This window comes from Clostridium tanneri, from assembly GCF_033659955.1.
In the GTDB taxonomy this organism is placed as follows: domain Bacteria; phylum Bacillota; class Clostridia; order Clostridiales; family Clostridiaceae; genus Clostridium_AM; species Clostridium_AM tanneri.
In genome coordinates, this window is the sequence record NZ_JARUJP010000014.1 from 78,096 (window position 1) to 101,914 (window position 23,819).

General features: G+C 32.1%; 19 protein-coding genes and 1 riboswitch. Of the genes, 9 read left to right on the top strand and 10 right to left on the bottom strand.

All coding sequences use genetic code 11. The features are described 5' to 3' along the window. Positions 1-115: 115 nt before the first annotated feature. Positions 116-2,716 carry a cation-translocating P-type ATPase gene (locus P8V03_RS12595; RefSeq protein WP_318798364.1) on the top strand — a complete coding sequence of 867 codons (2,601 nt, stop codon included), beginning with the start codon at positions 116-118 and terminating at the stop codon, positions 2,714-2,716. A 115-nt stretch (positions 2,717-2,831) separates the two neighbouring features. On the opposite strand, the gene P8V03_RS12600 is transcribed toward P8V03_RS12595, so the two are convergent. Together P8V03_RS12600 and P8V03_RS12605 are read right to left on the bottom strand one after the other, a co-directional pair. After that, a complete protein-coding gene (locus P8V03_RS12600) occupies positions 2,832-3,140 on the bottom strand; it encodes a hypothetical protein (RefSeq protein WP_261670282.1) in 309 nt (102 codons plus the stop codon). Between the two features lie 206 nt (positions 3,141-3,346). Beyond that, positions 3,347-3,694 (bottom strand): hypothetical protein, encoded by a 348-nt coding sequence (locus P8V03_RS12605; protein WP_318798365.1) that lies wholly within the window; start codon positions 3,692-3,694, stop codon positions 3,347-3,349. A 320-nt stretch (positions 3,695-4,014) separates the two neighbouring features. Between P8V03_RS12605 and P8V03_RS12610 the strand changes: the two genes are divergently transcribed. Both P8V03_RS12610 and adhE read left to right on the top strand, forming a co-directional pair. Then, positions 4,015-4,902 carry a DegV family protein gene (locus P8V03_RS12610; RefSeq protein ID WP_318798366.1) on the top strand — a complete coding sequence of 296 codons (888 nt, stop codon included), beginning with the start codon at positions 4,015-4,017 and terminating at the stop codon, positions 4,900-4,902. 814 nt (positions 4,903-5,716) lie between these two features. Continuing rightward, complete coding sequence (gene adhE, locus P8V03_RS12615) at positions 5,717-8,344, top strand: bifunctional acetaldehyde-CoA/alcohol dehydrogenase (RefSeq protein WP_318798367.1); 2,628 nt, start codon at positions 5,717-5,719, stop codon at positions 8,342-8,344. Positions 8,345-8,396: 52 nt separating this feature from the next. Here adhE and P8V03_RS12620 read toward each other — a convergent pair whose 3' ends face one another. From P8V03_RS12620 to deoC, 4 genes are all read right to left on the bottom strand, one after another. Next, on the bottom strand, positions 8,397-8,888 hold the full coding sequence (locus P8V03_RS12620) for a prolyl-tRNA synthetase associated domain-containing protein (protein WP_428978976.1): 492 nt from the start codon (positions 8,886-8,888) through the stop codon (positions 8,397-8,399). Between the two features lie 113 nt (positions 8,889-9,001). Beyond that, positions 9,002-10,117: an aminopeptidase gene (locus tag P8V03_RS12625; protein WP_318798369.1), complete on the bottom strand. Its 1,116-nt coding sequence runs from the start codon at positions 10,115-10,117 to the stop codon at positions 9,002-9,004. Positions 10,118-10,399: 282 nt separating this feature from the next. After that, on the bottom strand, positions 10,400-11,728 hold the full coding sequence (locus tag P8V03_RS12630; protein WP_318798370.1) for a Na+/H+ antiporter NhaC family protein: 1,329 nt from the start codon (positions 11,726-11,728) through the stop codon (positions 10,400-10,402). Between the two features lie 135 nt (positions 11,729-11,863). Then, a riboswitch (SAM riboswitch) is annotated at positions 11,864-11,972 on the bottom strand. A 211-nt stretch (positions 11,973-12,183) separates the two neighbouring features. After that, a complete protein-coding gene (gene deoC / locus P8V03_RS12635) occupies positions 12,184-12,837 on the bottom strand; it encodes a deoxyribose-phosphate aldolase (RefSeq protein ID WP_318798371.1) in 654 nt (217 codons plus the stop codon). Between the two features lie 208 nt (positions 12,838-13,045). On the opposite strand from deoC, the gene mscL reads away from it, so the two are divergent. The 3 genes from mscL to P8V03_RS12650 all read left to right on the top strand — a co-directional run bounded on the left by mscL (position 13,046) and on the right by P8V03_RS12650 (position 15,366). Beyond that, complete coding sequence (gene mscL / locus P8V03_RS12640) at positions 13,046-13,453, top strand: large-conductance mechanosensitive channel protein MscL (protein WP_346432509.1); 408 nt, start codon at positions 13,046-13,048, stop codon at positions 13,451-13,453. Positions 13,454-13,774: 321 nt separating this feature from the next. After that, on the top strand, positions 13,775-13,993 hold the full coding sequence (locus P8V03_RS12645) for a hypothetical protein (protein ID WP_318798373.1): 219 nt from the start codon (positions 13,775-13,777) through the stop codon (positions 13,991-13,993). A gap of 158 nt (positions 13,994-14,151) precedes the next feature. Then, positions 14,152-15,366 carry an MFS transporter gene (locus P8V03_RS12650; RefSeq protein WP_318798374.1) on the top strand — a complete coding sequence of 405 codons (1,215 nt, stop codon included), beginning with the start codon at positions 14,152-14,154 and terminating at the stop codon, positions 15,364-15,366. 39 nt (positions 15,367-15,405) lie between these two features. On the opposite strand, the gene cutA is transcribed toward P8V03_RS12650, so the two are convergent. The 3 genes from cutA to P8V03_RS12665 all read right to left on the bottom strand — a co-directional run bounded on the left by cutA (position 15,406) and on the right by P8V03_RS12665 (position 20,123). Further along, positions 15,406-15,753 carry a divalent cation tolerance protein CutA gene (cutA, locus tag P8V03_RS12655; RefSeq protein WP_261670293.1) on the bottom strand — a complete coding sequence of 116 codons (348 nt, stop codon included), beginning with the start codon at positions 15,751-15,753 and terminating at the stop codon, positions 15,406-15,408. Positions 15,754-15,915: 162 nt separating this feature from the next. After that, positions 15,916-18,243 carry a DUF4901 domain-containing protein gene (locus P8V03_RS12660; protein WP_261670294.1) on the bottom strand — a complete coding sequence of 776 codons (2,328 nt, stop codon included), beginning with the start codon at positions 18,241-18,243 and terminating at the stop codon, positions 15,916-15,918. A 212-nt stretch (positions 18,244-18,455) separates the two neighbouring features. Then, a complete protein-coding gene (locus tag P8V03_RS12665; protein WP_396125082.1) occupies positions 18,456-20,123 on the bottom strand; it encodes a ribonuclease J in 1,668 nt (555 codons plus the stop codon). Positions 20,124-20,421: 298 nt separating this feature from the next. On the opposite strand from P8V03_RS12665, the gene P8V03_RS12670 reads away from it, so the two are divergent. Continuing rightward, positions 20,422-20,904, top strand: a complete 483-nt coding sequence (locus tag P8V03_RS12670; protein ID WP_261670296.1) for a hypothetical protein — start codon at positions 20,422-20,424, stop codon at positions 20,902-20,904. Between the two features lie 71 nt (positions 20,905-20,975). On the opposite strand, the gene P8V03_RS12675 is transcribed toward P8V03_RS12670, so the two are convergent. Then, entirely contained in the window at positions 20,976-21,119 is a 144-nt protein-coding gene (locus P8V03_RS12675; protein ID WP_261670297.1) for a hypothetical protein, read from the bottom strand. A 186-nt stretch (positions 21,120-21,305) separates the two neighbouring features. Here P8V03_RS12675 and P8V03_RS12680 point away from each other — a divergent pair, with 186 nt between their 5' ends. Both P8V03_RS12680 and P8V03_RS12685 read left to right on the top strand, forming a co-directional pair. Further along, positions 21,306-22,211 (top strand): chemotaxis protein, encoded by a 906-nt coding sequence (locus tag P8V03_RS12680; RefSeq protein WP_261670298.1) that lies wholly within the window; start codon positions 21,306-21,308, stop codon positions 22,209-22,211. 230 nt (positions 22,212-22,441) lie between these two features. Continuing rightward, complete coding sequence (locus tag P8V03_RS12685; RefSeq protein ID WP_261670299.1) at positions 22,442-23,683, top strand: hypothetical protein; 1,242 nt, start codon at positions 22,442-22,444, stop codon at positions 23,681-23,683. Positions 23,684-23,819: the final 136 nt, after the last annotated feature.

The following is a 23,819-nucleotide window of genomic DNA, read 5'->3' on the forward strand; positions in this document are numbered from 1 at the left end:
GTGAAGACTAAATCTTACTTTAGACCATAAAATAGATATAAACTAATTGATATTCATATTTTAATATTATTATTTTAGGGAAAGCTATGTTATATGATAAGAAAGGAGTGCTAAAATGAATGAATTTTACAAAAAAAACGTAGCAGAGGTACTTACAAAGCTAAATACTTCTGAAGACGGATTAAATGATACAGAAGTTGAGAAAAAAAGAGCTGAATATGGCTTTAATGAACTTAAAGAGGGAAAAAGAAAAAGCGCTATTCAAGTATTTTTTGAGCAGTTTAAAGATTTTTTAGTATTAATCTTAATTGGAGCTGCAATAATTTCAATGCTGTTCAACAATGTTGAAAGTGCAGTTGTTATTATTGTAGTTATTATAATAAATGCATTACTTGGTACTATACAACATATCAAAGCTGAACAATCACTAAGCAGCTTAAAAGCTCTCTCTGCTCCCTCTTCCAAAGTACTAAGGAATGGAAAAAAGATAGAACTTCCTTCTCGGGAAGTAGTGGTAGGTGACATATTATTTTTAGAAGCAGGGGATTATGTAAGCGCCGATGGTAGGATTATTGAAAATTTTAGCCTTCAAGTTAACGAAAGTTCTTTAACCGGAGAATCTGAAAGTGTGTTAAAAATATCCGATACCATTAATAAAGATGATGTAGCTCTTGGTGACAGAATTAATATGGTCTTTTCCGGAAGCTTCGTAACTTATGGCAGAGCAGTTATAGTAGTCACTGCTATTGGTATGAGTACAGAAATAGGAAAAATTGCAGCTCTCTTAGAAAGTGCAAAGGAAAAGAAAACTCCTCTTCAAGTAAGTTTAGATGCCTTTGGCAAAAAACTTGCAATTGTAATATTAGTAATTTGTGCCCTTATATTTGGATTAAATATATTTAGGGGTAATCCTTTAATTGAATCCTTTATGTTTGCAGTATCTTTAGCAGTAGCTGCAATTCCAGAAGCTTTAAGTTCTATCGTTACTATTGTGCTTGCCCTTGGCACTCAAAAAATGGCACAGGAAAATGCAATTGTAAGAAGGCTCCATGCCGTTGAGAGCTTAGGAAGTGTTTCTGTAATTTGCTCCGATAAAACTGGAACCTTAACACAAAACAAAATGACTGTAAAAAAAGTACATGTAGATAGTAAAGTGGTAGATTTTGACCAATTGACCAAGGATGACCCATTAGAAAAAAGGCTTATACTAATGTCATTACTTTGCAATGATGCTATTACTACAAATGAAAAAGAGTTAGGCGATCCAACAGAAGTAGCATTAGTTAACCTAGGAGCTTTTTATGATCTAGATGAACTAGAAGTCAGAAAATCTTATCCTCGACTTAGTGAACTACCCTTCGACTCTGACAGAAAGATGATGAGTACAGTTCATAAAATAGGTGATCAATCAATAATGATTACTAAAGGTGCTCTAGATGTGCTTCTTAAGAGATGTGTTAAAATTCTAAAAACTACTGAACCAGAAGAACTTAAAGAAAAGCATAAAAAGGACATTGAAAATATTAACAGGGATTTCTCTACAAGTGGTCTTAGGGTGCTTGCCTTTGCCTGCAAGGATGTAGAAGATGGAAAAGAGTTAAATTTAGAAGACGAAAAGGATTTAACCTTTGCAGGTTTAATTGCTATGATGGATCCTCCAAGAGAAGAATCAGCAAAGGCTGTGGCAGATTGTATAAGTGCTGGAATTAAGCCTGTAATGATTACAGGAGACCATAAAATAACTGCTTCTGCCATTGCAAAGCAAATTGGAATACTTAAGAGTGAATCAGAGGCTATGGAAGGCTATGAGCTGGATAAAATCAGCGACGAGCAATTAAAAGAAAAAGTGGAACAGGTTTCAGTATATGCTAGAGTCTCACCGGAACACAAGATTAGGATAGTAAGAGCTTGGCAAGAAAAAGGAAATGTAGTTGCTATGACTGGAGATGGCGTTAACGATGCTCCTGCACTTAAGCAGTCAGATATAGGCGTAGCTATGGGAATTACAGGAACGGAAGTAGCTAAGGATGCAGCAGCCATGGTGTTAACAGATGATAATTTCTCTACTATAGTAAAATCTATTGCAAATGGAAGAAGTATATATGCCAATATTAAAAATTCTATTAAATTTTTGTTATCTGGAAATACCGCTGGAATAATTTCTGTACTATATGCTTCCTTAGTAGCTCTTCCAAATCCCTTTGCTCCAGTTCATTTACTTTTTATAAATCTTCTTACAGATAGTCTTCCAGCTATTGCCATAGGCTTAGAACCTCATAATGAACATGTAATGAAGGAAAGGCCTAGAAATATAAGCGAACCAATTTTAAACAAAGCCTTTGGAATAGAAGTTTTAGTAGAAGGTTTCTTGATTGCAGTCTGCACCTTAACTGCATTCTACCTTGGTTTAAGAACTGGAAATATAGCCCTTGCTAGTACAATGGCCTTTTCTACTCTATGCCTCGCAAGACTTTTTCACGGATTCAACTGCAGAGCTAAGGAATCAATTTTTCGCATTGGAGTTTTTTCCAATAAATACTCATGGTTTGCTTTTGGTATAGGAGTAATTTTTCTAGTTCTAGTATTAGAAATACCCTTTCTAATGAATATCTTTGAGGTAGAACCTCTTACATCTAATGAGTATTATACTATTTTTGGGCTATCAGTACTTCCTCTTTTACTAGTTCAAGCCTACAAACTGCTATTTGTTAAATAGAAAAAACTAAAAAATAATATACTCAAATGATGGAAGAATCCACTAATCAACTCAAGTTGATTAGTGGATTTTAAACCTTTTACTAAAATTATTTTATACATATTCAAGTATAATTTTATGATTTTCTTTCTCTTTTTCCACCTTGAAGAACAGTTAAATTACAATTACTTAAAGGTGAATCATTATTTAAAATATTATCTTTTTTTCTCCTTCTTTTTTTAGCTGAACTCTTTTTTGTTACTCCCTTATAATATCTACTTTGCACCGAAGCCATATAATACTGAAGCATTATCCTATCATCAAAGTGGTATTTACTAGGCACATCCTTTGTCAATCCATTCATCCCACTATAGTAGCTTAGATTATTTATAATTTTTTTAACAAAGATTATAAATAGTATTATTATAAGAATTGAACCTATCATATTAGCTCCCCCGTTTAAAATAAGTTTTGCCTTATGATAATAACTCATTTTATTCTTATAGCAGCAAAATATTAAACATATCTTATTTTTATAAATTGTACTCCTAAAAACCTTCTATCCTTTTTTAATTTATTCATTTTAATAAGAGTATAACTTATAGTTATACTAAGTTATAAGAACAATAGAATCTACTTAAATAATAAGTATTACTTTTTAAGTTTAAGTTTGATATTATACAATAGGGTTTTAATTCTTGACCAAAGTATATAAAAAAGTGATGCAAAGTTGCCTTCATTTTCATAGGAATAGTATTTATTATACTTTTTATTTTTGCTATTTTTCATCTGACTATTTTTTTTAGCAGTTCTAGAGTTTTTTTTGTTTACATTCTGCTTGTTTCCTACAATGACCTTAAAATTCCTTACCGTTCTCGTACTATTAAAATCTTCCTGATAATTAGATTTACTATTGTCCATAAAATTACCTTTATCCTTTTTTCCCCTTTGATTTACACTTATAGATTCTTCAAATTCATATTGTTTATCATCGATCATTCAATATCGCCACCTTATAACTTAATGAAATAAAATCAATATTTTTTAAGTTTTAAGCTTAACCTTTTTATTATTACTTATATTATACTATCTATCTTCTTTAAATTCCACGAATTTTTAAAGTTTTCTTAAAAATCAATATTTTCCAAAATATGACGTTTTTATCTAATGAATCTCCATTTATTTATAATTTAAAAACTAATTTTGGTATTTTGATGATGTCTCTTGTATAATATTATTATTTTTTGTAGAATATCAGTATGACTAGTGTAAAAAACTTTATTATCAAAAATAACATTGAAAGTTTATGAGGAAATATGATGAAAGATTTTACAATTATTACTGATAGTTGTTGTGATTTACCTATTACATCCATTAGTGAACTAAACATTCCTTACGTAAGTTTAAGCTATCATTATAATGAAATTGAAAGATTAGATGACTTTGGTACAAGTTATTCACTTAAAAATTTTTATGATGACATGAGGTCCGGTGCTGTTCCTAAAACTTCACAGCCAAGCAGTCATTTATTCTGTCAAGCTTTTAAAAAAATTCTAGATGAAGGGAAGGATATTCTATATATAGGTGCATCTAGTGGATTAAGTGGTACTGTAAACGGAGCGAATATAGCTAAAGATATGCTTGAACAAGACTATCCAGATTATAATATATATATCTTAGATATTTTAACTGCATCTTTAGGACAAGGTTTAATGGTTCTAAAAGCAAAAGAAATGCAAAATGAAGGAAAATCAATAGAAGAGATTTTTAATTATTTGCTAGCCATTAGACAAAACTTAAATACTTATATGATAGTGGATGATATTAATCATGTAAAAAGAGGAGGAAGGATCTCTTCCGCAGCAGCCTTTGTAGGTATGCTTTTAAACATTAAGCCATTCTTATCCATAAGTGATTCAGGAAAGGTTGTTGCTTTGGACAAAATTAGAGGGAGAAAAAGAGCCATAAATGCGCTTTTTGAAAAAATATTAGAAAAGATAGAAAATGCTGAGGATCAAATTATTGCTATTTCCCATGGTGACTGCATTGAAGATGCCTTGGCCTTGAAAAGGCTAATATTAAGTAAGATACCTGTAAAAGATGTGCTTATAAGTTTTATCGGTCCTGTAGTTGGAACTCATGGAGGGCCTGGGGCTATAGCAGTATTTTTTTTAGGAAAAGAAAGAGAGCTTCACAGAGAATCTTAAATCTGTGAAATGAAAATATATTTTGAAAAAGGGCTGAGATTTTTTCTCAGTTCTTTTATTTTGTATATTATTGTATAATTAATATATAAATTTATGACTTTTTTTTAACAATTTATAATTAAGAAAGGATGTTTAAATATGATAGTATCTATTGATGAAAAAACTGTTCCTTTACTAAAACAAATGTTAAAGGTACAAAATAAGGAAGCGGTAAGGATATCAAAATCCGGTGTAGGATGAGGAGGCCTTCAACTGGAAATTGTTCTGGATGAACAAAAGCCTAATGATGATATAGTCATAGATCATGATATTAAAATTATAGCAGATAAAAGCTTTTCCTTCTTTTTTACCAGTGCATTAATTACTCACAAGGAAGGTATTTTCGGACCTAGATTTAAACTGGTGTCAAGGTAATTAAGTATCTATCTTTCCTATAAAGGCAGCAAGACATTTCATTCCCCCTAGTAAAAACACCTCTTAAATATATCAGAAAATGAATACTTTATTGCAATTTAGAAAAGATGAACACTGTAGAATTTTTAACATACGTTTAAAATTCTACATTATAACTTAAAGATTTTAATATTTTCCCATAAAAACATTTTTCTTATGAAATAATATTAATATTTTCTACAAAGTGGTAAAAAAGTAATTGACAGACTATGGATAATATTGCATAATATTATTCATAGCCGTAAAATTCAGAAATTTTTAGTTTGTCTGAATTTTTACTAAATTGCACTGGACAATCCAGGTGCTAATCATAAAATTATTGAATTAATTTTAAAAGTAATTAGAAAGAGGTGTGTTATACATGAGAGTAACTAATGTTGAGGAATTAATGAAAAAATTACAGGAGGTAAAATCTGCACAAAGAATATTTTCCACTTTCACTCAAGAACAGGTTGATGAAATTTTTAGACAAGCTGCTATGGCTGCAAATGCAGCAAGAATTCCACTTGCAAAGATGGCTGTCGAAGAAACTGGTATGGGAATAGTTGAAGATAAGGTTATAAAGAATCACTTTGCTTCTGAATATTTATACAATAAGTATAAGGACGATAAAACCTGTGGAGTTCTAGATTGTGATGCTGGTTTTGGTATTACTAAAGTTGCAGAACCAATTGGAGTAGTTGCTGCTGTTGTACCGACAACTAACCCAACTTCAACTGCAATATTCAAGTCCTTGTTGGCACTAAAAACCAGAAATGGGATAATATTCTCCCCCCACCCTAGAGCTAAGAAATCAACTATAGCTGCAGCTAAATTAATTCTTGATGCAGCAGTTAAAGCTGGAGCTCCAGAAGGTATAATTGGTTGGATAGATGAACCTACAGTTGAACTATCCCAGGTTATAATGAGAGAGGCAGATATAATACTTGCAACTGGCGGTCCTGCTATGGTTAAAGCTGCTTATTCATCCGGTAAGCCAGCAATTGGTGTTGGTCCTGGTAATACTCCTGCCATTATAGACGAAAGTGCTGACATAAAAATGGCTGTAAACTCAATACTTCTTTCTAAAACTTTTGATAATGGAGTTATATGTGCTTCTGAACAATCCGTTGTAGTTGCAGATTCCGTTTATAATGAAGTTAGAAAAGAGTTTGAAGAAAGAGGTGCTTATCTCCTAAAGGAAGATGAAGTAGAAAAGGTTGGTAAAGTAATATTAGTTAATGGCAACATTAATGCAAATATAGTTGGACAACCTGCTTACAAAATAGCTGGAATGGCAGGAGTTACTGTTCCTCAAAGTGCAAAGGTTCTTATAGGAGAAGTAGAGTCCGTTGAGCTAGAAGAGCCATTCTCCCACGAAAAACTTTCCCCTGTTCTTGCTATGTATAGAGCTAAGAATTTTGACGATGCTGTAAAAAAAGCTGCAAGACTTGTTGAATTAGGAGGACTGGGTCATACATCAGTATTGTATGTTAATGCGATGGCTTGTAAGGATAAAGTAGAAAAGTTTACTGCTGCTATGAGAACAGGCAGAACTTTAATTAACATGCCTTCATCACAGGGTGCTATAGGAGATATTTATAACTTTAAACTAGCTCCTTCATTAACATTAGGCTGTGGATCCTGGGGTAATAACTCTGTTTCAGAAAACGTTGGACCTAGACACTTAATAAATATAAAAACTATAGCTGAAAGAAGGGAAAATATGCTTTGGTTTCGAGTTCCAGAAAAGGTTTACATTAAATACGGAAGTCTTGGAGTAGCATTACAAGAACTTAAACCCCTTGGAAAGAAAAAAGCATTTATAGTAACTGATAAGGTTCTTTTTGAACTTGGATATGTAGATAAAGTTACAAAAATTCTTAGTGAAATAGGTGTTGACTATAAAGTATTTACTGATGTAGAACCAGATCCAACTTTAGAAACAGCTAGAAGAGGTACCGAGCAGTTAGCAAGTTATAAACCAGATACAATTATAGCAGTTGGCGGTGGTTCAGCTATGGATGCTGCCAAGATTATGTGGGTAATGTACGAGCATCCAGAAGTAAGATTTGAAGACTTAGCAATGAGATTTATGGATATTAGAAAAAGAGTTTACACCTTCCCTAAGATGGGCGAAAAGGCTATGATGATATCAGTAGCAACATCCGCTGGTACTGGTTCAGAGGTTACTCCTTTCGCAGTTATAACTGATGAAAAAACAGGAGTTAAATATCCATTAGCAGATTATGAGTTAACTCCAGATATGGCTATCGTTGATGCTGAATTAATGATGGGTATGCCAAGAGGTTTAACTGCTGCTTCTGGTATAGATGCTTTAACTCATGCTGTTGAAGCTTATGTATCCGCTTTAGCAACAGATTTCACTAATGGACTAGCATTAGAAGCTGTAAAAATAATATTTGAATACCTTCCACATGCTTATAATGAAGGTCAGACTAATATAGTAGCAAGAGAAAAAATGGCTCATGCCTCCTGTATAGCTGGTATGGCATTTGCTAATGCTTTCTTAGGTGTATGTCACTCAATGGCTCATAAGCTCGGCTCAACTCACCACGTACCTCATGGAGTAGCTAATGCACTATTGATCAACGAAACTATAAGATTTAATTCAGTAGATGCTCCAACAAAGCAATGTACTTTCCCTCAGTATAAATATCCAAACGCTAAAGCTAGATACGCTAAGATAGCGGATACCCTTTGCTTAGGTGGAAATTCTGATGAGGAAAAAGTAGAATTATTAATCGAAGCTATTGATGAGCTAAAAGCTAAGGTAAACATGCCAAAATCAATACATGAGGCAGGAGTTAAGACAGAAGCTTTTTATGCTAATCTTGATAAGATGGCAGAGCAGGCTTTCGATGACCAATGTACAGGAGCTAACCCAAGATACCCATTAATCAGCGAAATTAAGCAAATGTATATTAATGCCTTTGATAAAGCAGAAGCAATTTTAGAAGCTGCGGCAACAGATGAGGAAGAAGAATAAGACTAATGGTTATTATAGAAGCTGAGGTAACCCCTCAGCTTCTAATTTATTTCTAAAGCTCTATGTATTTGACATCGTTTTTACACCACTTAAGAAACTTTTCTAAATCAGAAAAAGATAATACAACTGTGGCTGTATTTACATTAGGATGAGCACCTATATATTCTAACTTTGATAAATCTTTGTCTATGATAACTTTTACCTTCTTATCTTCATTGTTAATCACTCCAAAGGGACTAACAGAGCCAGGCTTAAGCCCTAAGTTTTTAAGTAGTCTTTCTTCAGAAGCAAAGCTTAAAGTAGTACTTCCTATTTTCTCAGCAAGTTTTTTTAAATCTACTTTTTTTGATTCTTCTACTACAATTAAATAGTGAATATCTCCTTTTTTGTTACGAACAAAAAGATTTTTGCAGTGGGTTCCCTGAAAATCTATGTCTACTTCATCAAGTTCCTCTATAGTATAAACAGGCTTGTGTTCATACCTTGTATAAGAAATACCTAGTTCTTTTAGGACATCGTATACCTTTTGTTCATTTTCTAAAATCATTTTTATCTCTCCTTCGTTTGCTTTTTATAAAGTTAATTTTACTATATAAATCTGTTTTTGTAAAACTTTTCACAATATTAAAAAATGGTGGAGTATTCCCCACCATTTACTTATTTCAAGTTTTCAGGATTTAATCCTTTTAATTCCTCCACTACAAAAATTCCATCTTTTCTTATTAAAACATTATCAAAATAAATTTCTCCACCACCATACTCTGGTCTTTGAATATACACTAAATCCCAATGCACTGAAGATTTGTTTCCATTAAAGCAATCATCATAGGACGCTCCTGGCGTAAAGTGAATTGAGCCTGCAATTTTCTCATCAAATAAAGTATCTTTCATAGGCTTTAATATATAAGGGTTAACTCCTATTGCAAATTCGCCCACATATCTAGCCCCTTCATCTGTGTCAAATACCTTGTTTATCCTTTCAGTATCATTTGCAGTGGCCTTAATTATCTTTCCATCCTTAAATTCCAACCTTATGTTTTCATAGGTAAATCCATTATAAACTGCTGGTGTGTTATATGTAATGTATCCATTCACAGAATCCTTAACTGGAGCACTATAAACCTCTCCATCTGGGATATTTAACTTTCCGTCACATTTTATAGCATTAAGTCCCTTAATAGAAAAGCGTAAGTCTGTTCCCTCTCCTTTTATGTGAACTCTATCTGTTCTGTTCATTAGTTCTACTAGTGGATTCATAGCTTCTGACATTTTTCCATAGTCTAAATTACAAACATTAAAATAAAAATCTTCGAAGTCCTCTGTACTAGTACCTGCTGCCTGGGCCATTGCTGCTGTTGGATATCTTAACACTACCCATTTTGTCTTTGGAACTCTTATGTCCCCATGTACTGGCTGCCAAAACTTTTTCATCATTAGAGACATATTTTCACCTGGTACATCAGAAGTTTCTGTTAAATTACTTGGCACTCTTAATCCTATATAGGCATCCATGTCAGCCATTCTCGCTGCTTCATATTCAGCCATCATCTCTAACTGCTCTTCAGTGCAGTTCATGTATAATTCTCTATCCACCTCCGGAAGTTTGTTTGTTACAAAAGGAATTCCACCGGCAAGATAGGTTTGTTTTATAAGCTCAAGGGTTAAAGGATTTGGAGTACCTATAGTTTCAATTAAAACCTTTTCACCCCTTTGAATATTGCAAGAATAGTTAATTAAATTTTTTGCTAAAGTTATTATTCTAGGATCTTTCATATAAATTCCTCCTTTGATTTATGAAGTGGAAACTTGAATCAGATGGAGTTTCAACTCCATCTGATTCTTAGCTGAACGAATCCAGGGACGTAGCCGCTCGGAACGTAATCTTAGATAAGAGGGAGTATTAGAGCGGGTAGTCATTGGATAAAAATCTATGGTTTTATTATAGATAATTTTAGAAATAATTAACTGCAATAGCTATTATAGTACATATTATTTATTTTATCAAATTCTATGATATTTATCCAAAAAGTAAAAAGGGGAACCTCCCCTTTTCAGCTAAGCAACTTGCTCATTATCCAAATTTATTTTTTCTTTTATCGGTGTTAACTTTGGTAACCCAGTTAAAATAGCAATAATGGCACATATTCCCATAAGATATGGATAATATAAATATTTCATTACCAAAATTGGTGATATTTTTGCTACACCTGCAGCAACTAGTATTTGAGCTCCATAAGGTATAATTCCTTGTACAAAGCATGAAAAAGTATCTAATAAACTAGCAGTTTTTCTAGGGTCCACGCCAAACCTATCGGCAATATCCTTTGCTAAAGGTCCCACCATAACAATTGCTATAGTATTATTTGCTGTGCATGCATCTACTATGCTTATAAGAACAGATATGCCAATTTCAGCACCTTTTTTACTCTTAATTCTTTTTATAATAAAATCAATGATAAAGTCAATACCACCATTGTATTTAACTAATTCTACTATTCCGCTTATTAAAAGGGACATAATAACAAGGTCAGACATACCTGTAATGCCTTTGCCCACTGACTGAGCGAAACCTACTATATTAAAAGCACCTGTTGCAATTCCAACAACACCAGAAAATACTGTACCAAATATCAATATTAGGATTACATTTCCGCCTAATAGAGCACCTGCTAAAACGAAAATATATGGCAGCACTTTAACTAATGAGTAACTATAGGCCCCAGTTAAGGAAATTTCATTTCCACTTGTTATAACAGCAAGTATTATTGTAGTTAAAATAGCTGCTGGAAGAACTATCTTAAAGTTAACTCGAAACTTATCCTTAAGTTCACAGCCTTGAGTCTTAGTAGCAGCTATAGTTGTATCTGAAATCATTGAAAGGTTATCCCCAAACATAGATCCCCCTACCACTGCTGCTAAAGCAAGCTCTACTGGAACACCGGTCTTGGCAGCTATTCCTACTGCCATTGGAGCTATTGCGGCAATTGTTCCCATTGAAGTTCCTATAGAAGTAGAAATAAAACATGCGATGACAAATACTCCTGCAATCAATATGTTACCTGGCAATAGACTAAGTCCAAGGTTAACTGTTGAATCAACTGCTCCCATATCCTTTGCTACCTGAGCAAAGGCACCAGCTAATATAAATATTATACACATTAATATAATATTAGTATCTGCTGCCCCTAGGCAAAATCTCTCAAGTTTAGCATTAAAACTTTCCCTTTTATTCATAGCTAGGGCTACCAGTGCCGCTAACAAAAATGGCACAGTAACTGGAAGGGCATAAAAATCATTAGTTACAATTCCTGAAATTATGTACACTGCTACGAAAACAAAGAAAGGCAATAACGCCCACGGATTTCCTTTTTTACCTTCAATCATTATGAGTTCCTCCTCTTTTGTATTAATTCCAAACATTCACAACTATCAATCATCGGCAAGTTATTATAAGCTTTCACTTAATTTTGGACAATAAAAAAAACTTCTTGGAGATAAATCAAGAAGTCTATACCTCTCTCCTCATCTTCCAGGTAAAACCTGCTGGATTTAGCACCATTAAAAGCACAATATGCTTTTGGGTTGCCGGGTATCATAGGGCCAGTCCCTCCACCGCTCTTGATAAGAAGCAAATATTTAATTTTACTTTTGTATTATATCAATTTAATTAAATAAAGTCAATCATTATGTGAATTAAATCTACTAGAATATTTCATATTTCTCACAATAAATAAGAATTATAAAGACAGACTATATTCATATTATCCTAAAAGGAAATCTCCCGAATAAAAAAGAATATAGTCTTATTTTAACTATATTCTTTAGTTCAAACAATCTTATTACTTTGTAGATTCTTCTACTATTTTTATTCCGGCACTGGCACCTATTCTATTAGCACCAGCTTCTACCATAGCCATCGCTGTCTTGAAATCCCTTATTCCACCAGAGGCCTTAACCCCTACTCCACTTCCTACAGTTTTTCTCATTAGAGCTACATTCTCTACTTTTGCACCATCGCTGCTAAAGCCTGTTGAAGTTTTTACAAAGTCAGCCCCAGCCTTTACCGATAACTCACAAGCCTTTATAATCTCTTCTCTACTTAAAAGGCAGGTCTCAATTATAACCTTAACTAAGGCCTTTCCCTTTGCTTTATCTACAACTGCTTTAATATCCTCTTCAACAACAGAGTATTTCTTATCCTTTAAGGCACCTATATTTATTACCATGTCAACTTCTTCAGCACCATTGCCAATAGCATTTTCAGTTTCAAAAGCCTTAACTTCTTTAGTATTAGCTCCTAAAGGAAAGCCAATAACAACACAAGTTTTTACACCTGTTCCTTTTAGATTTTCCTTAACTAAAGCTGTATAGTATGGGTTTACACAAACAGATGCAAATTTATACTCTTTTGCCTCTTTGCACAGCTTTGTTACTTCCTCCTCAGTAGCCTCTGGTTTTAATATTGTATGGTCTATGTATTTTTGTATTTCCATCTATATTTATCTCCTTTCAAAATTATATCTAATTTTTAAAGTTATAATCAAATCTAAACCTATACTTCTATCTTACGCAACCTTCCTATTCATAATACCATAGTTTTGACTATTTTCACCTTTTAACACTAAATACTCTTAAATTCAAGTATATTATTTTCAAATCTTCAAACTCTATTTAAGTAAATTTAAAATAATATTAATGGAGTTGGAACTTATGTTTGAAGAATTTAAGAAATTTGCAGTAAAAGGAAATGTAATTGACCTAGCAGTTGGAGTTGTTATAGGTGGTGCCTTTGGCAAAATTGTCACCTCCCTAGTAAATGATATTCTTATGCCTGTTATAGGACTTTTATTAGGTGGAATAAACTTTACCAACTTAAAGTTTGTAATTCGCCCTGCCAAAGGTGGAGCATCTGAAGCAGCAATTAAATATGGTCAGTTTATTCAATCTGTTGTAGACTTTTTAATAATTTCTTTTTCTATTTTTATTTTTGTAAAAGCTATATACAGATTCAAGAAAAAAGAGGAAAAGAAGGAGGAAAAACTTCAAAGTTCTGAGGAAGAAAGACTCCTTGCAGAAATAAGAGATTTACTTAGAGATAACCTAAAGTAATGAATTTATGACCTTATTGTTCACTTTTTTATTGTTTATCTAAAGTTTTTAGCTCAAGTTAAGGATATACTTTATAGTATTACCGCTTCAATGGTAGATTTTTAATGAAAAAGCAAGCTATTTTATATTATTTCTTTAAATTGAAGGAAATAATATTTTTTTGCACAATATTAAAGGTTTAACATATACCTATTATATAGTATAATTTAACTCATACCAAAGATATTTAGTTTAAATTTATATCTAACTTTTAAATATAGAGTATGAATTTAATAGCTTCTTATCACATAAAATTATTATAGAAATTTGGAGGTAAAATTAATGTTCACTTTAATAATCCTAATATCCCTTGCCATATTTTTTATAGTTGGCTTCTTTGTGAGTGTACTAGCCCTTCCGCTGCTGGCAGCTATACTGCCTATTGTTATAGCCGTTGCTGTTCTTTCCTTTGCACTTAAATTGGTCTTTGGAGCTCCTTTATTTATTTTAGCTATAATTATCGCCGCTATTTACTTCTCAAAAAATAAGAAAAGCAAGTAGAAAAAATACACCCTGTATAGAAGACAAAACCCGTCTTTTATATAGGGTATATTTTTTCTTCCTGCTGAATGCCTCCTTTTATGAATTATGAAAGATAAAAATAAATTAATGGGATTAAACACATAATATTATTAACTTTTAATAGATGAGGTGAAATAATGAAGTACGGAATCCCAAAAATGTCTCTAAATCGTGATATTTTAATTTTGCTGTTATCTATACTTATATTACATATAGGAATTTATATAATCACTCCAATATTTCCTGTTTTACTTAGCTCAGAAAAAAGGCTTACTGCAGCACAAATTGGATTAGTAATTGGAGTGGGTTCATTAGCATCACAGTTAGGTAGTGTACTTGGTGGTTTTTTATCTGATAGAGTTGGTAATAGGACAACAATGGTTATAGGAGCGTTATTTCAGTCCTCTGCACTTTTTGGTTACGGCATAAGTAACACATTTTTTCTCCTACTTATTTTTTCTATTGTTAATGGAATTGGAGGAGGCACCTATGCGCCAACAGTAAGAGCAGCTATAGCTTCTATTGCTTCTGATTCCTCTAAAGGTCGTACTACTGCTTTTTCACTTAGAGGAATAGCAGCAAATATAGGAGTATGCATTGCTGGACTTCTCATTTTATTTCTTTCAAATAAACAATCGATGTTTATTTTTTTTACTAGTGCAGCTATATTTTTACTTTTAGCATTGGTAACCTGGATATTTCTTCCTAAGGACTGTGGAGGGAGGGAATGTCCTAAGTTGCCATTAAACAGCTATTCCCTCATTTTTAAAAATAGATCTTTTATAATTTTTACAATAATATCTCTTCTTATATCCGCTGTATATGCACAGCTAACCCTTTTGCTACCATTAAGAGCAGAAGCGGTTTTAAATAATGGAAAGATCGTAGGAAGCATTTGGACTATCACCAGTATTATTGTTATAATTTTTCAAGGATTTATTTCAAAATATATTCTTCAAAGATTTGGTCCTTTTACATCATTATCTTGGTCAGTATTATTCTTTGGAGCCGGTATATTTTTAATTGGGTTATCTAGTAACTTTCTCTTTCTTACTTTTAGTGCTATAATTTTCCTCATTGGTGAGATGATGATGCTTCCCACTACAGATAGTCTAACCAGTGAATTTGCTCATGCTGATTTAATCGGCGCCTATTTTAGTGTTGCCAGCCTGATTTCTGGCTTTGGAACAGCTCTTGGAAATTTCATTGGTGGAAAAATTATTAGTATTTATGGTATAAATTCCTCTATATATCCCTGGATAGTTTTTGCTATTGCCGCTATTATTATTTCTGGAATGACTTTTATGACAGGAACATTACACTTGATGAAAAAAGAAATCAGAGAATTATAAAAAACAAATCCGCCTATAGAAAAGAGCGGATTTGTTTTTTTATAAATATTCTATTACAGCATTAGGACTAAGAATTGGAATTGTATTTATAACAGGAACTTCGTAAGGGTGAACTTTTTTTATAGTTTCAATGACTTTCTTCAAAACTTCTTTTTTGCAGCAAAATTCTACTTTACATTCCTCTGCTTCACAAATTTCTCCTACCTCACCTTCAAAAGGATTCGCACCATTCAAAGGTCTCCAGGATCCTGTAACTTTAGACACTGACATGCAGTTATCGTAGTTACCACCTATGGTCAATGCCCCTATGTCATTAAGATTTCGTCTTAAATCTTTCAGGTACCCCTCTGGAATAAAGGTTTCTACTTTAAAATTATTAAACTCCATTTCATCTATTCTCCTTTCACTACTTTACAAGACTATTATGTTCATGAACTTTATATTATATTTTACATTATTTCCTTAATTGTTCAACACTTATAGCAATAAGTGCTTTTAAATTATAATAACAAGGAGGATACATAAATTTTGTATCCTCCCTTTACTTCACTATTTTTGTATGTTTCCTAGAGCAGTGTACACAGCTTTTACTATTTCAGACATTGTTACAGTATCCTTTGGCCTGAATTTCCCATCGCCGCTTCCTTCCAAAAGCTTAAGACCGCCAGCTAAAGTAACATATCCAACTTTATCTTCAGCAATTGTGGTTTTATCGGTATAATTCACATTAAATAGCCCTTTAATCTCAGCTATTTTATCGTAGCCTAACAGCTTTATTAAACTTGCAGCTACTTCCTCTCTTGTAACTAGTTCATCTCCTTTAAATTCTTCCCTTTTATCTTGGATTATGCCATATCTTACTCCAAATTGTAAATATTTATAGTCAATAGACTCCTTATCTCCTGTACCACTACTAAAACTAAGCTCATTCATTCCCTTTAAATAAGGGTCATATCCTTTAGCATTAACTAATATTTTAACTAACTGAAGCCTTGTAATTTTAGAATCCAATTTAAAATCCTTAGTATCTATTATACCTTGAGATGCTAGGATTAGAGCCTCCTTCTCCACAGCAGTACCTTTAACTGCTGCTTTAAAGGTCTCTAAATTGTTATCAATATTTTCCCCATAAAGATTTAGTAATTTACCGTTAGCTGCATCAACAGCATTTATTGGTGAATACCTATTGCCAATAGAGTATACAAGCTTCATGTTAGAATCAACCTTACCCCCATTAAAAAGAAGGTATGTAAGGGTTGGCTTGTTGTCTTCTAGAAATATTTTTTTCGCCTCATCTTTACTTATAACTTTTTCCGCTGTTGGTAATTCTAATTTATCCTGCCACATATATGAGAAAGAATTTATCTCTCCAGTTTTAGTATCTAAAGTAATATTTATACCATCATTGTTATAAGGTACACCGTTATTATTGAAGGCTACCCCGTTTACTGTTCTTCCAAAATTAAAAGTTATATATTTTCTAGCATAATCTTCTGGATAGCTATAGCTTTGGTTATTATAATCCTTTTGTTCTGTATTTATTTCCTTGATTCTTTGAGGACAGTTTTTAGCTATAAATTCTATTGCTTTATCGTAAGCCTTTTCCCAAGTAAGCTGAGGCGTAAAGTTTTCATCTACTTTTTCATTATAATTAAACTTATCTATTCTGACTAATTCTTCTGTTAAAGCATTTATTGATATTTGCCCTTCTGCTGGTAAGTAATTAGAACTTGCTCCTTTTTTTACATAACTTGCAGACCAGATTTTCATTCCTCTTCCCATATAACCATATTCTTGATCACTATAGTTTATAGATTGAATCTCATATCCATCACCGCATAATTCTTTAAGCTTATTGTTTATTACCTCAGTAGCACGTTCACTGCTTATCTCTTTATCTAGTGTCACCACTGGTTTTCCACCTTTAAATATTTGTTCTTTTTGCGCTTCCGTTATATTTCTGGATTTTATAGTTTGAATTGACTGTCCATTCCAGTTTAGTTCTTTCCCACTTACTGCATCTATTAAAAATGGAGAGGTTGGATTCTGGATGTAAACAAGCTTTGTTTTATTTTCCTCTGCACCATTAGGTCTTCCAGGATAGTTATTATAACTTAAATCCATTTCCGTATTTTTATTAAATATTTCTTCTGCAGCCTTTTGTTCTATAGTCTTTTCTTCACCAGGAATCTTTAGGTCACTATCCCAGTTAATTTCATAGGATGTAACTTTTCCACTGACTCCATCTACTCCTAAATTAATGTAGTTACCCTCAAAAGGAATTTCCTTTATAGTTCTGTTATAGTGAAAAGAATAGTTGGTCATTCCATAGTATTGAATAGAATTTTTATCCTTGAAAAGTTTGATTTCCTTAAATTCTTCTGGATTTATTCTTTTAAGAAAATTCTCTCCTATCTCTTTTGCCTGTTCTTCCGTAATTGTTGCCAGTAGTTGAGACCCTTGCTTTTGACTAAATTCATATTTGTTAACATTAAGTATCTTTCCAGTAGTTCCATCTACAGAAACATTGACGTTAACTTGTTTATCTTCATCATTATTATACCAATGTATGTTCCAAACACTTTTTTTCTGTCCTTGAAAATCATTTAAGCTAAAATTCACCTCTGTCCGAAATCTTGTTTCATCAATATTTAACTCAAAGTAATCCGCTAGTATTTTTTTTGCTTTATCCTTTGCCTGTTCTTGAGATATCTTTGCTTTATCCTTTTCAGATACAATAACAAGCTTGTCCATAACTACTGCTGATGTAGAGGTGGATAAATTGCTGCTGCTATTTAGCTCTTGGGCAAAAACTGGTTTTGACGATAACAACAAAGCTGCGGTAAGAACAAGTAAAATAGTTCTTTTACTTTTCATTTAAGAATCCTCCTAGAAATTTAATATGGTTATTTATATTATATATTGACAACTAGAAAATAAATGACTAATTGTCAGAAAATTTCAAAGTTTTCCTTAGACAAATAATGTTATTTTTCTCGTTTATTACCACTATTAGAAAAAATCCAGTAGAGCTCTTATATTGAGTTTCTACTGGATTTTAAATAAGAACTATTAAATTATTTTACACATTAGATTTCCATAATAATAGGAAGAATAATCGGTCTTCTTTTTGTCTTTTCATATAAGAATTTTTCTATTTCCCTCTTCATACCGGATTTTAGCAAATACCAATCTGTTATCCTATTATCTAAATTTCTTTCCAATTCTCTTCTAACAATTGATTTTGCTTGATAAATTAATTCTTCTGATTCTTTTACATAAATAAAACCTCTGGTTATAATATCAGGACCAGCAATTAAACTATAAGTTTCTTTTTCTATAGTAACCACTACTGTTAAAATACCATCCTGTGCTAGGTGTTTTCTATCTCTAAGAACTATGTTTCCTACATCTCCAACACCAAGTCCGTCTACAAGTATGGCACCAGTTGGAACATTTCCTGTTATCTTAGCCTCTTCTTCAGATACTTCTAATACCTGGCCAGATTCTAAAGTATATATGTCCTTCTCTTCCATACCTAGTTTTTGTGCTAAAGCAGAATGGTGAATTAAATGCTTATATTCACCGTGAACTGGCATGAAATACTTAGGACGAACTAAGGTGTGAATTAACTTTAATTCCTCCTGATAAGCATGCCCAGATACATGCACTTCCTCTAGAGCCTCATAGATAACATCAGCACCTTTTTTAAATAATTGGTTAATTACTCTGGAGATAAATTTTCTATTTCCAGGAATTGGAGAAGCAGAAATAATAATTAAATCCTTAGGTTCAACTCTAATCATTCTATGTGTTGAAAAAGCTATTCTAGCAAGGGCAGACATAGACTCTCCCTGGCTGCCTGTAGTGATTATTGTTATTTGCTCATTAGGATAATTGTGTATTTTATCTACCGTTGTAAGATATCCCTCCGGTATGTGTAGGTATCCAAGTTCCATAGCTACCTGTGATATATTTTCCATTCCCCTTCCACTAAAAGCTATTTTTCTTCCATATTTTATAGAAGCATTAACGATTTGCTGCATTCTATGTATATTGGAAGCAAAGGTTGCCACTATAACTCTTCCTTCTGCTTTAGAGAAAATTCTAGTTAGGGTGTCTCCTATTACCTTTTCAGAAATAGTATGGCCTTTTCGTTCTACATTTGTACTATCTGCCATAAGTAGCAGTACACCCTCTTTTCCTAAATCTGAAATACGCTTTAAGTCCATAACAAGACCATCTATAGGTGTATAGTCTATTTTAAAATCACCGGTATGTAATATGATACCAGCTGGTGTGTGGATAGCAATCGCACAGGAATCTGCTATGCTGTGAGTATTTCTTATAAATTCAACCTTTATATTTTCTAGCTCTACTGTGTCCCCTGGGTTTACCACATTTAATTCAGAAACTGAAAGTAGATTATGTTCTTTTAATTTTATCCCTACTATTCCTAATGTTAACTTCGTACCATAAACAGGAATATTTAATTGCTTTAAAAAGTAAGGTAACGAGCCTATATGATCCTCATGTCCATGGGTTAAAAAAATCCCCTTCACCTTATCTGCATTATTTACCAAATAGGTTATATCTGGTATTACTAAATCAACACCGTACATATCTTCCTCTGGGAAAGATATTCCACAATCTATAACCATGATTTCATCCTTATATTCAATAGCCGTTATATTTTTACCTATTTCTCCAAGACCTCCTAAAGGTATAACCTTTATACTATCGCCCTTGTTCACCAAATCCCCTCCTCTTTTTTACATGTCCTATAAACCCTTTTCTAATGAGAGACTTTATTTTAAAACCTTAAGTTTATAAATTCTCTTATAGATAATAAATTTTACTTATATTCTATTTTTCCTTGTAGTTATTAAAATAATTCTATTTATTTCGAAATTTTCTTTGCTCTTAACTGTATATTGTAGTCAAGTTGTATTTCTTTTCATTTTACCCTCTATAGTTTTATGTTATAATTTAATTCAAAACTAAATTTTATAATATACATTTAAAGAATAAACCTTATATTTTGAAGGAGTTATTATGGGAAAAGTAATTGAATTTAAGAAATTCAGTAGAAAAATTAATAAAGATAACTTTAAAGAAACTAATGATGATTTAGACATATTTACCGAAAATGATTTAGCCTATAAAAGAAGAGAACTAGAGATTACTGCCAATGAGATAGACCATCTTATCAGCTGTGTTTATAAGCAAATACTTATGAATGAACAAATTATTTCAAAGGTGGAAAAGGATTATGATTTTGAAAAATCCACCTATTTAAAAGACTTTAATGATAAGCTTCATGATATTATGTATTTTTTAACAAACAGTGTCTATGGAGATTGTATTATTATCAATATTAATTTCTTGGAACTTAAGTACTTAACCGGTACCCTTCAGTTAGAATTAGAAATGATAAAGGAATCCACTGACAACACCTCAGAATATATGGAAGCTATAGAAGAATTATTTTCTAGAATTTATCCCTTATATAGATCTTGGGAAAAAGAGCTGCTATAAAGTTAGATAAGATTAAGAGGTAAAGCTTTTTTACCTCTTAATTATTTTATATAGAAAAGTATACCTTAGAACTAATCTCTTGTTTGATATTCCACTATATATTTTCCATCCTCTTCAAAGTTTCTTAAAACTTTAAATCCCTTCTTTGCTAATTTTTTATAAGCTTTATTAAATTGTTTCTCGCTTCTATAGGTTCTCTCAGTAATTTTTTTCATAGTTATCTCCCCTTTTTTCCTAAGCATAATTATATTATTGGATGGATGCTGTATTTACATACATCGAATAATATGGAAAGATAGAAGAGTATAATGTATAATAAGTTTAGAAGAAATTTTTTTAAGGAATAACCATTATTTGGAAACATTTGTATGCACTCAAATTTTAAAAAGAGGTGATAAATCATGGAAACAAATATATTATTAGAAAGCGGAACTGGAGAAGTAGAAATACTAGAGTTTGTAATTAATAACAAGCATTATGGAATAAATGTAATAAAAGTTAAGGAAGTTTTGGAAATAGACAACCTAACAAGATTTCCTCAAGCTCCCCCTTCCATAGCTGGTGTTACCTTAATTAGGGATCAAATAATACCTCTTGTTAACTTAAAGTATGTACTAGAAGGAAACTCTGAACTTCATGAAAAAAACAATATAATATTATGTGAATTCAATAAATCTAGAGTAGCTTTTAGTATAGATAAGGTAATCGGTACTCATAGAATCGGATGGAACCGAATAACTAAGCCTGATAATATTTTCGCAGATACTTTAGTTATAGGAAATATAATGATGGAAAATAAGATACTTTTCCTATTAGATTTCGAAAAGATAGTTACGGATATAAATCCAAAGGTAGGTATAAGTGAAGATAGAATTGAGGATATTGAATATAAGGATAGATCTCACATTAAACTTATGTTGGCAGATGATTCTTTTCTAATAAGAGCTTTGTTGAAGGATACCTTAACCAAAGCAGGCTTTACTGACCTAAAACTTTTCAATGACGGTGAGGAAACCATAAATTATCTATATAAGCTGGTTGAAGAGAAAAATGATAGATTTATAGAGGATGTACAGATTCTCATAACAGACATAGAAATGCCTAGAATGGATGGTCATACACTGACAAGGAAGATTAAAGAGCATAATATTTTAAAAAAGCTGCCAGTAATAATCTTTTCTTCCCTAATTACTGACGATTTAGTTCATAAAGGGGTATCTGTAGGGGCTGATGCTCAAATGAGCAAACCTGAAATAGAAAATTTAGTTCAAATAATAGATAGCTTTGTAGAGAAAAATAGGGCTTAAAATAAGAAGGACAGTTCAACATTTTCACTAGTATTAGTATAATGCTGAACTGTTCCTTTTCTTTTATTAAGTGTAAAGATGCTATTACCAAAATATTAAAGCATCCCTAGTATTACTTTAAAAGTTTATATTTTGTTTATAATTAGTTTATAGAAAATAGAGATATAGATTTTAAAATAGTATTATGAAAGGCCTTCATATACAAACAAATTAAAAGGAGATGTTATAAAATGAAATTAAAGAAAAAGACAGCAATGTTCTTAAGCTTTGCTGTAGGAACTGTAATGTTTGCTTCTACAGCTATGGCTGAAGTAGTATCTAAGAGTGGATATGATCAATTAAAGGATTCTGTTAAATATACAGCGGATAGTCTTACTGGTAAAGTTTCAAACTATACTATGGATATGTCTTTTGTTGTAAAGAGTAATGGTACTGTAGTTTCTTCAGAAACTAGTTTGGGCAAGTATGATGTTTCGAAACAAGCCTATGAAACTACATCTACTTCTACTGATGGACCTAATAAAAGAGAAAATTATTCCTACGTTGATAAGAATAACTATATAGGTAAAAACAGTGACCAAAATGTTTATTATGTTACTGAGTATACAAGCCCCCAAGAAAATCACTCTTTCAAAAATCCTTTTAAAGAAAAACAAGCTGGAGATGTGGAAAGAATAGCTGATGCCCTTGTAGGTAATTTAAAGGATTCTGTCATTGTAACTCAAAATCCTGATGGCAGTAAGGAGTTATCTGGAACCTTAAATGAATCACAAATACCAGCATTAATTAATGCAATAGTATCACTCCAATCTAAGAATGAATTTGGCAACGGCCGTGGTAGTGAAAGCTATTTGCCTAAAATAACAAAGGACATATTTGTAAAAGAAATCAAAGGAAAAATGGTGACAAGCAAAGATGGATTAATACAAAGTGTTCTTGGAACTGGTGTAATTTCCGGTAAAGATGATGCTGGAAAGGAGCATACTATAACTTTTGAACTATTAGGTAAAGTATCTAATGTTAACTCTACCTCTGTTAAGAAACCTGACCTTTCAGGAAAAACTGTAGAAAAAACTGTAGAAAAAGATTATAGCAAGCTATCCAACCCACAAAAATTTATAGGAAAATATAAGACTGACATCTTAATTGAAAAGGATGGAAAGTTCCAAAAGATAGGTGAAAAATTTGTGGATATTCAAGAGATAAATGAAACCTCTGTTAGTGGAAGATACTATGAAGAGTATGCAAAAGGCTTTGAATCCTATGGAAGTAACAAAAAAGACTTCAAATTTAGCGGAAAATTTGGAGAAGACCACTTTAACGCACCATTTACTGCTTCTACCTCTTCTGGCAATAATATAAAGGGAGACATTTATATTGACCAACATTCAGCAAAAGTAAACTTTAGTATAAATCAAAACATGAATAGTAATATGTTATCTGACAGTCAGTTCAGCAGAATCTTTGATTAAAACATATTTCAAATTCTAAGTTTAGTTAAGAACTGGTTTTTGTTTACTAATATCTTCTGTATAGTTAACTGTTTTAGCAACTATTAACTATAAGATAGCCTTTGGTAAATAAAAACCTATCTTAATTAACTTTTAA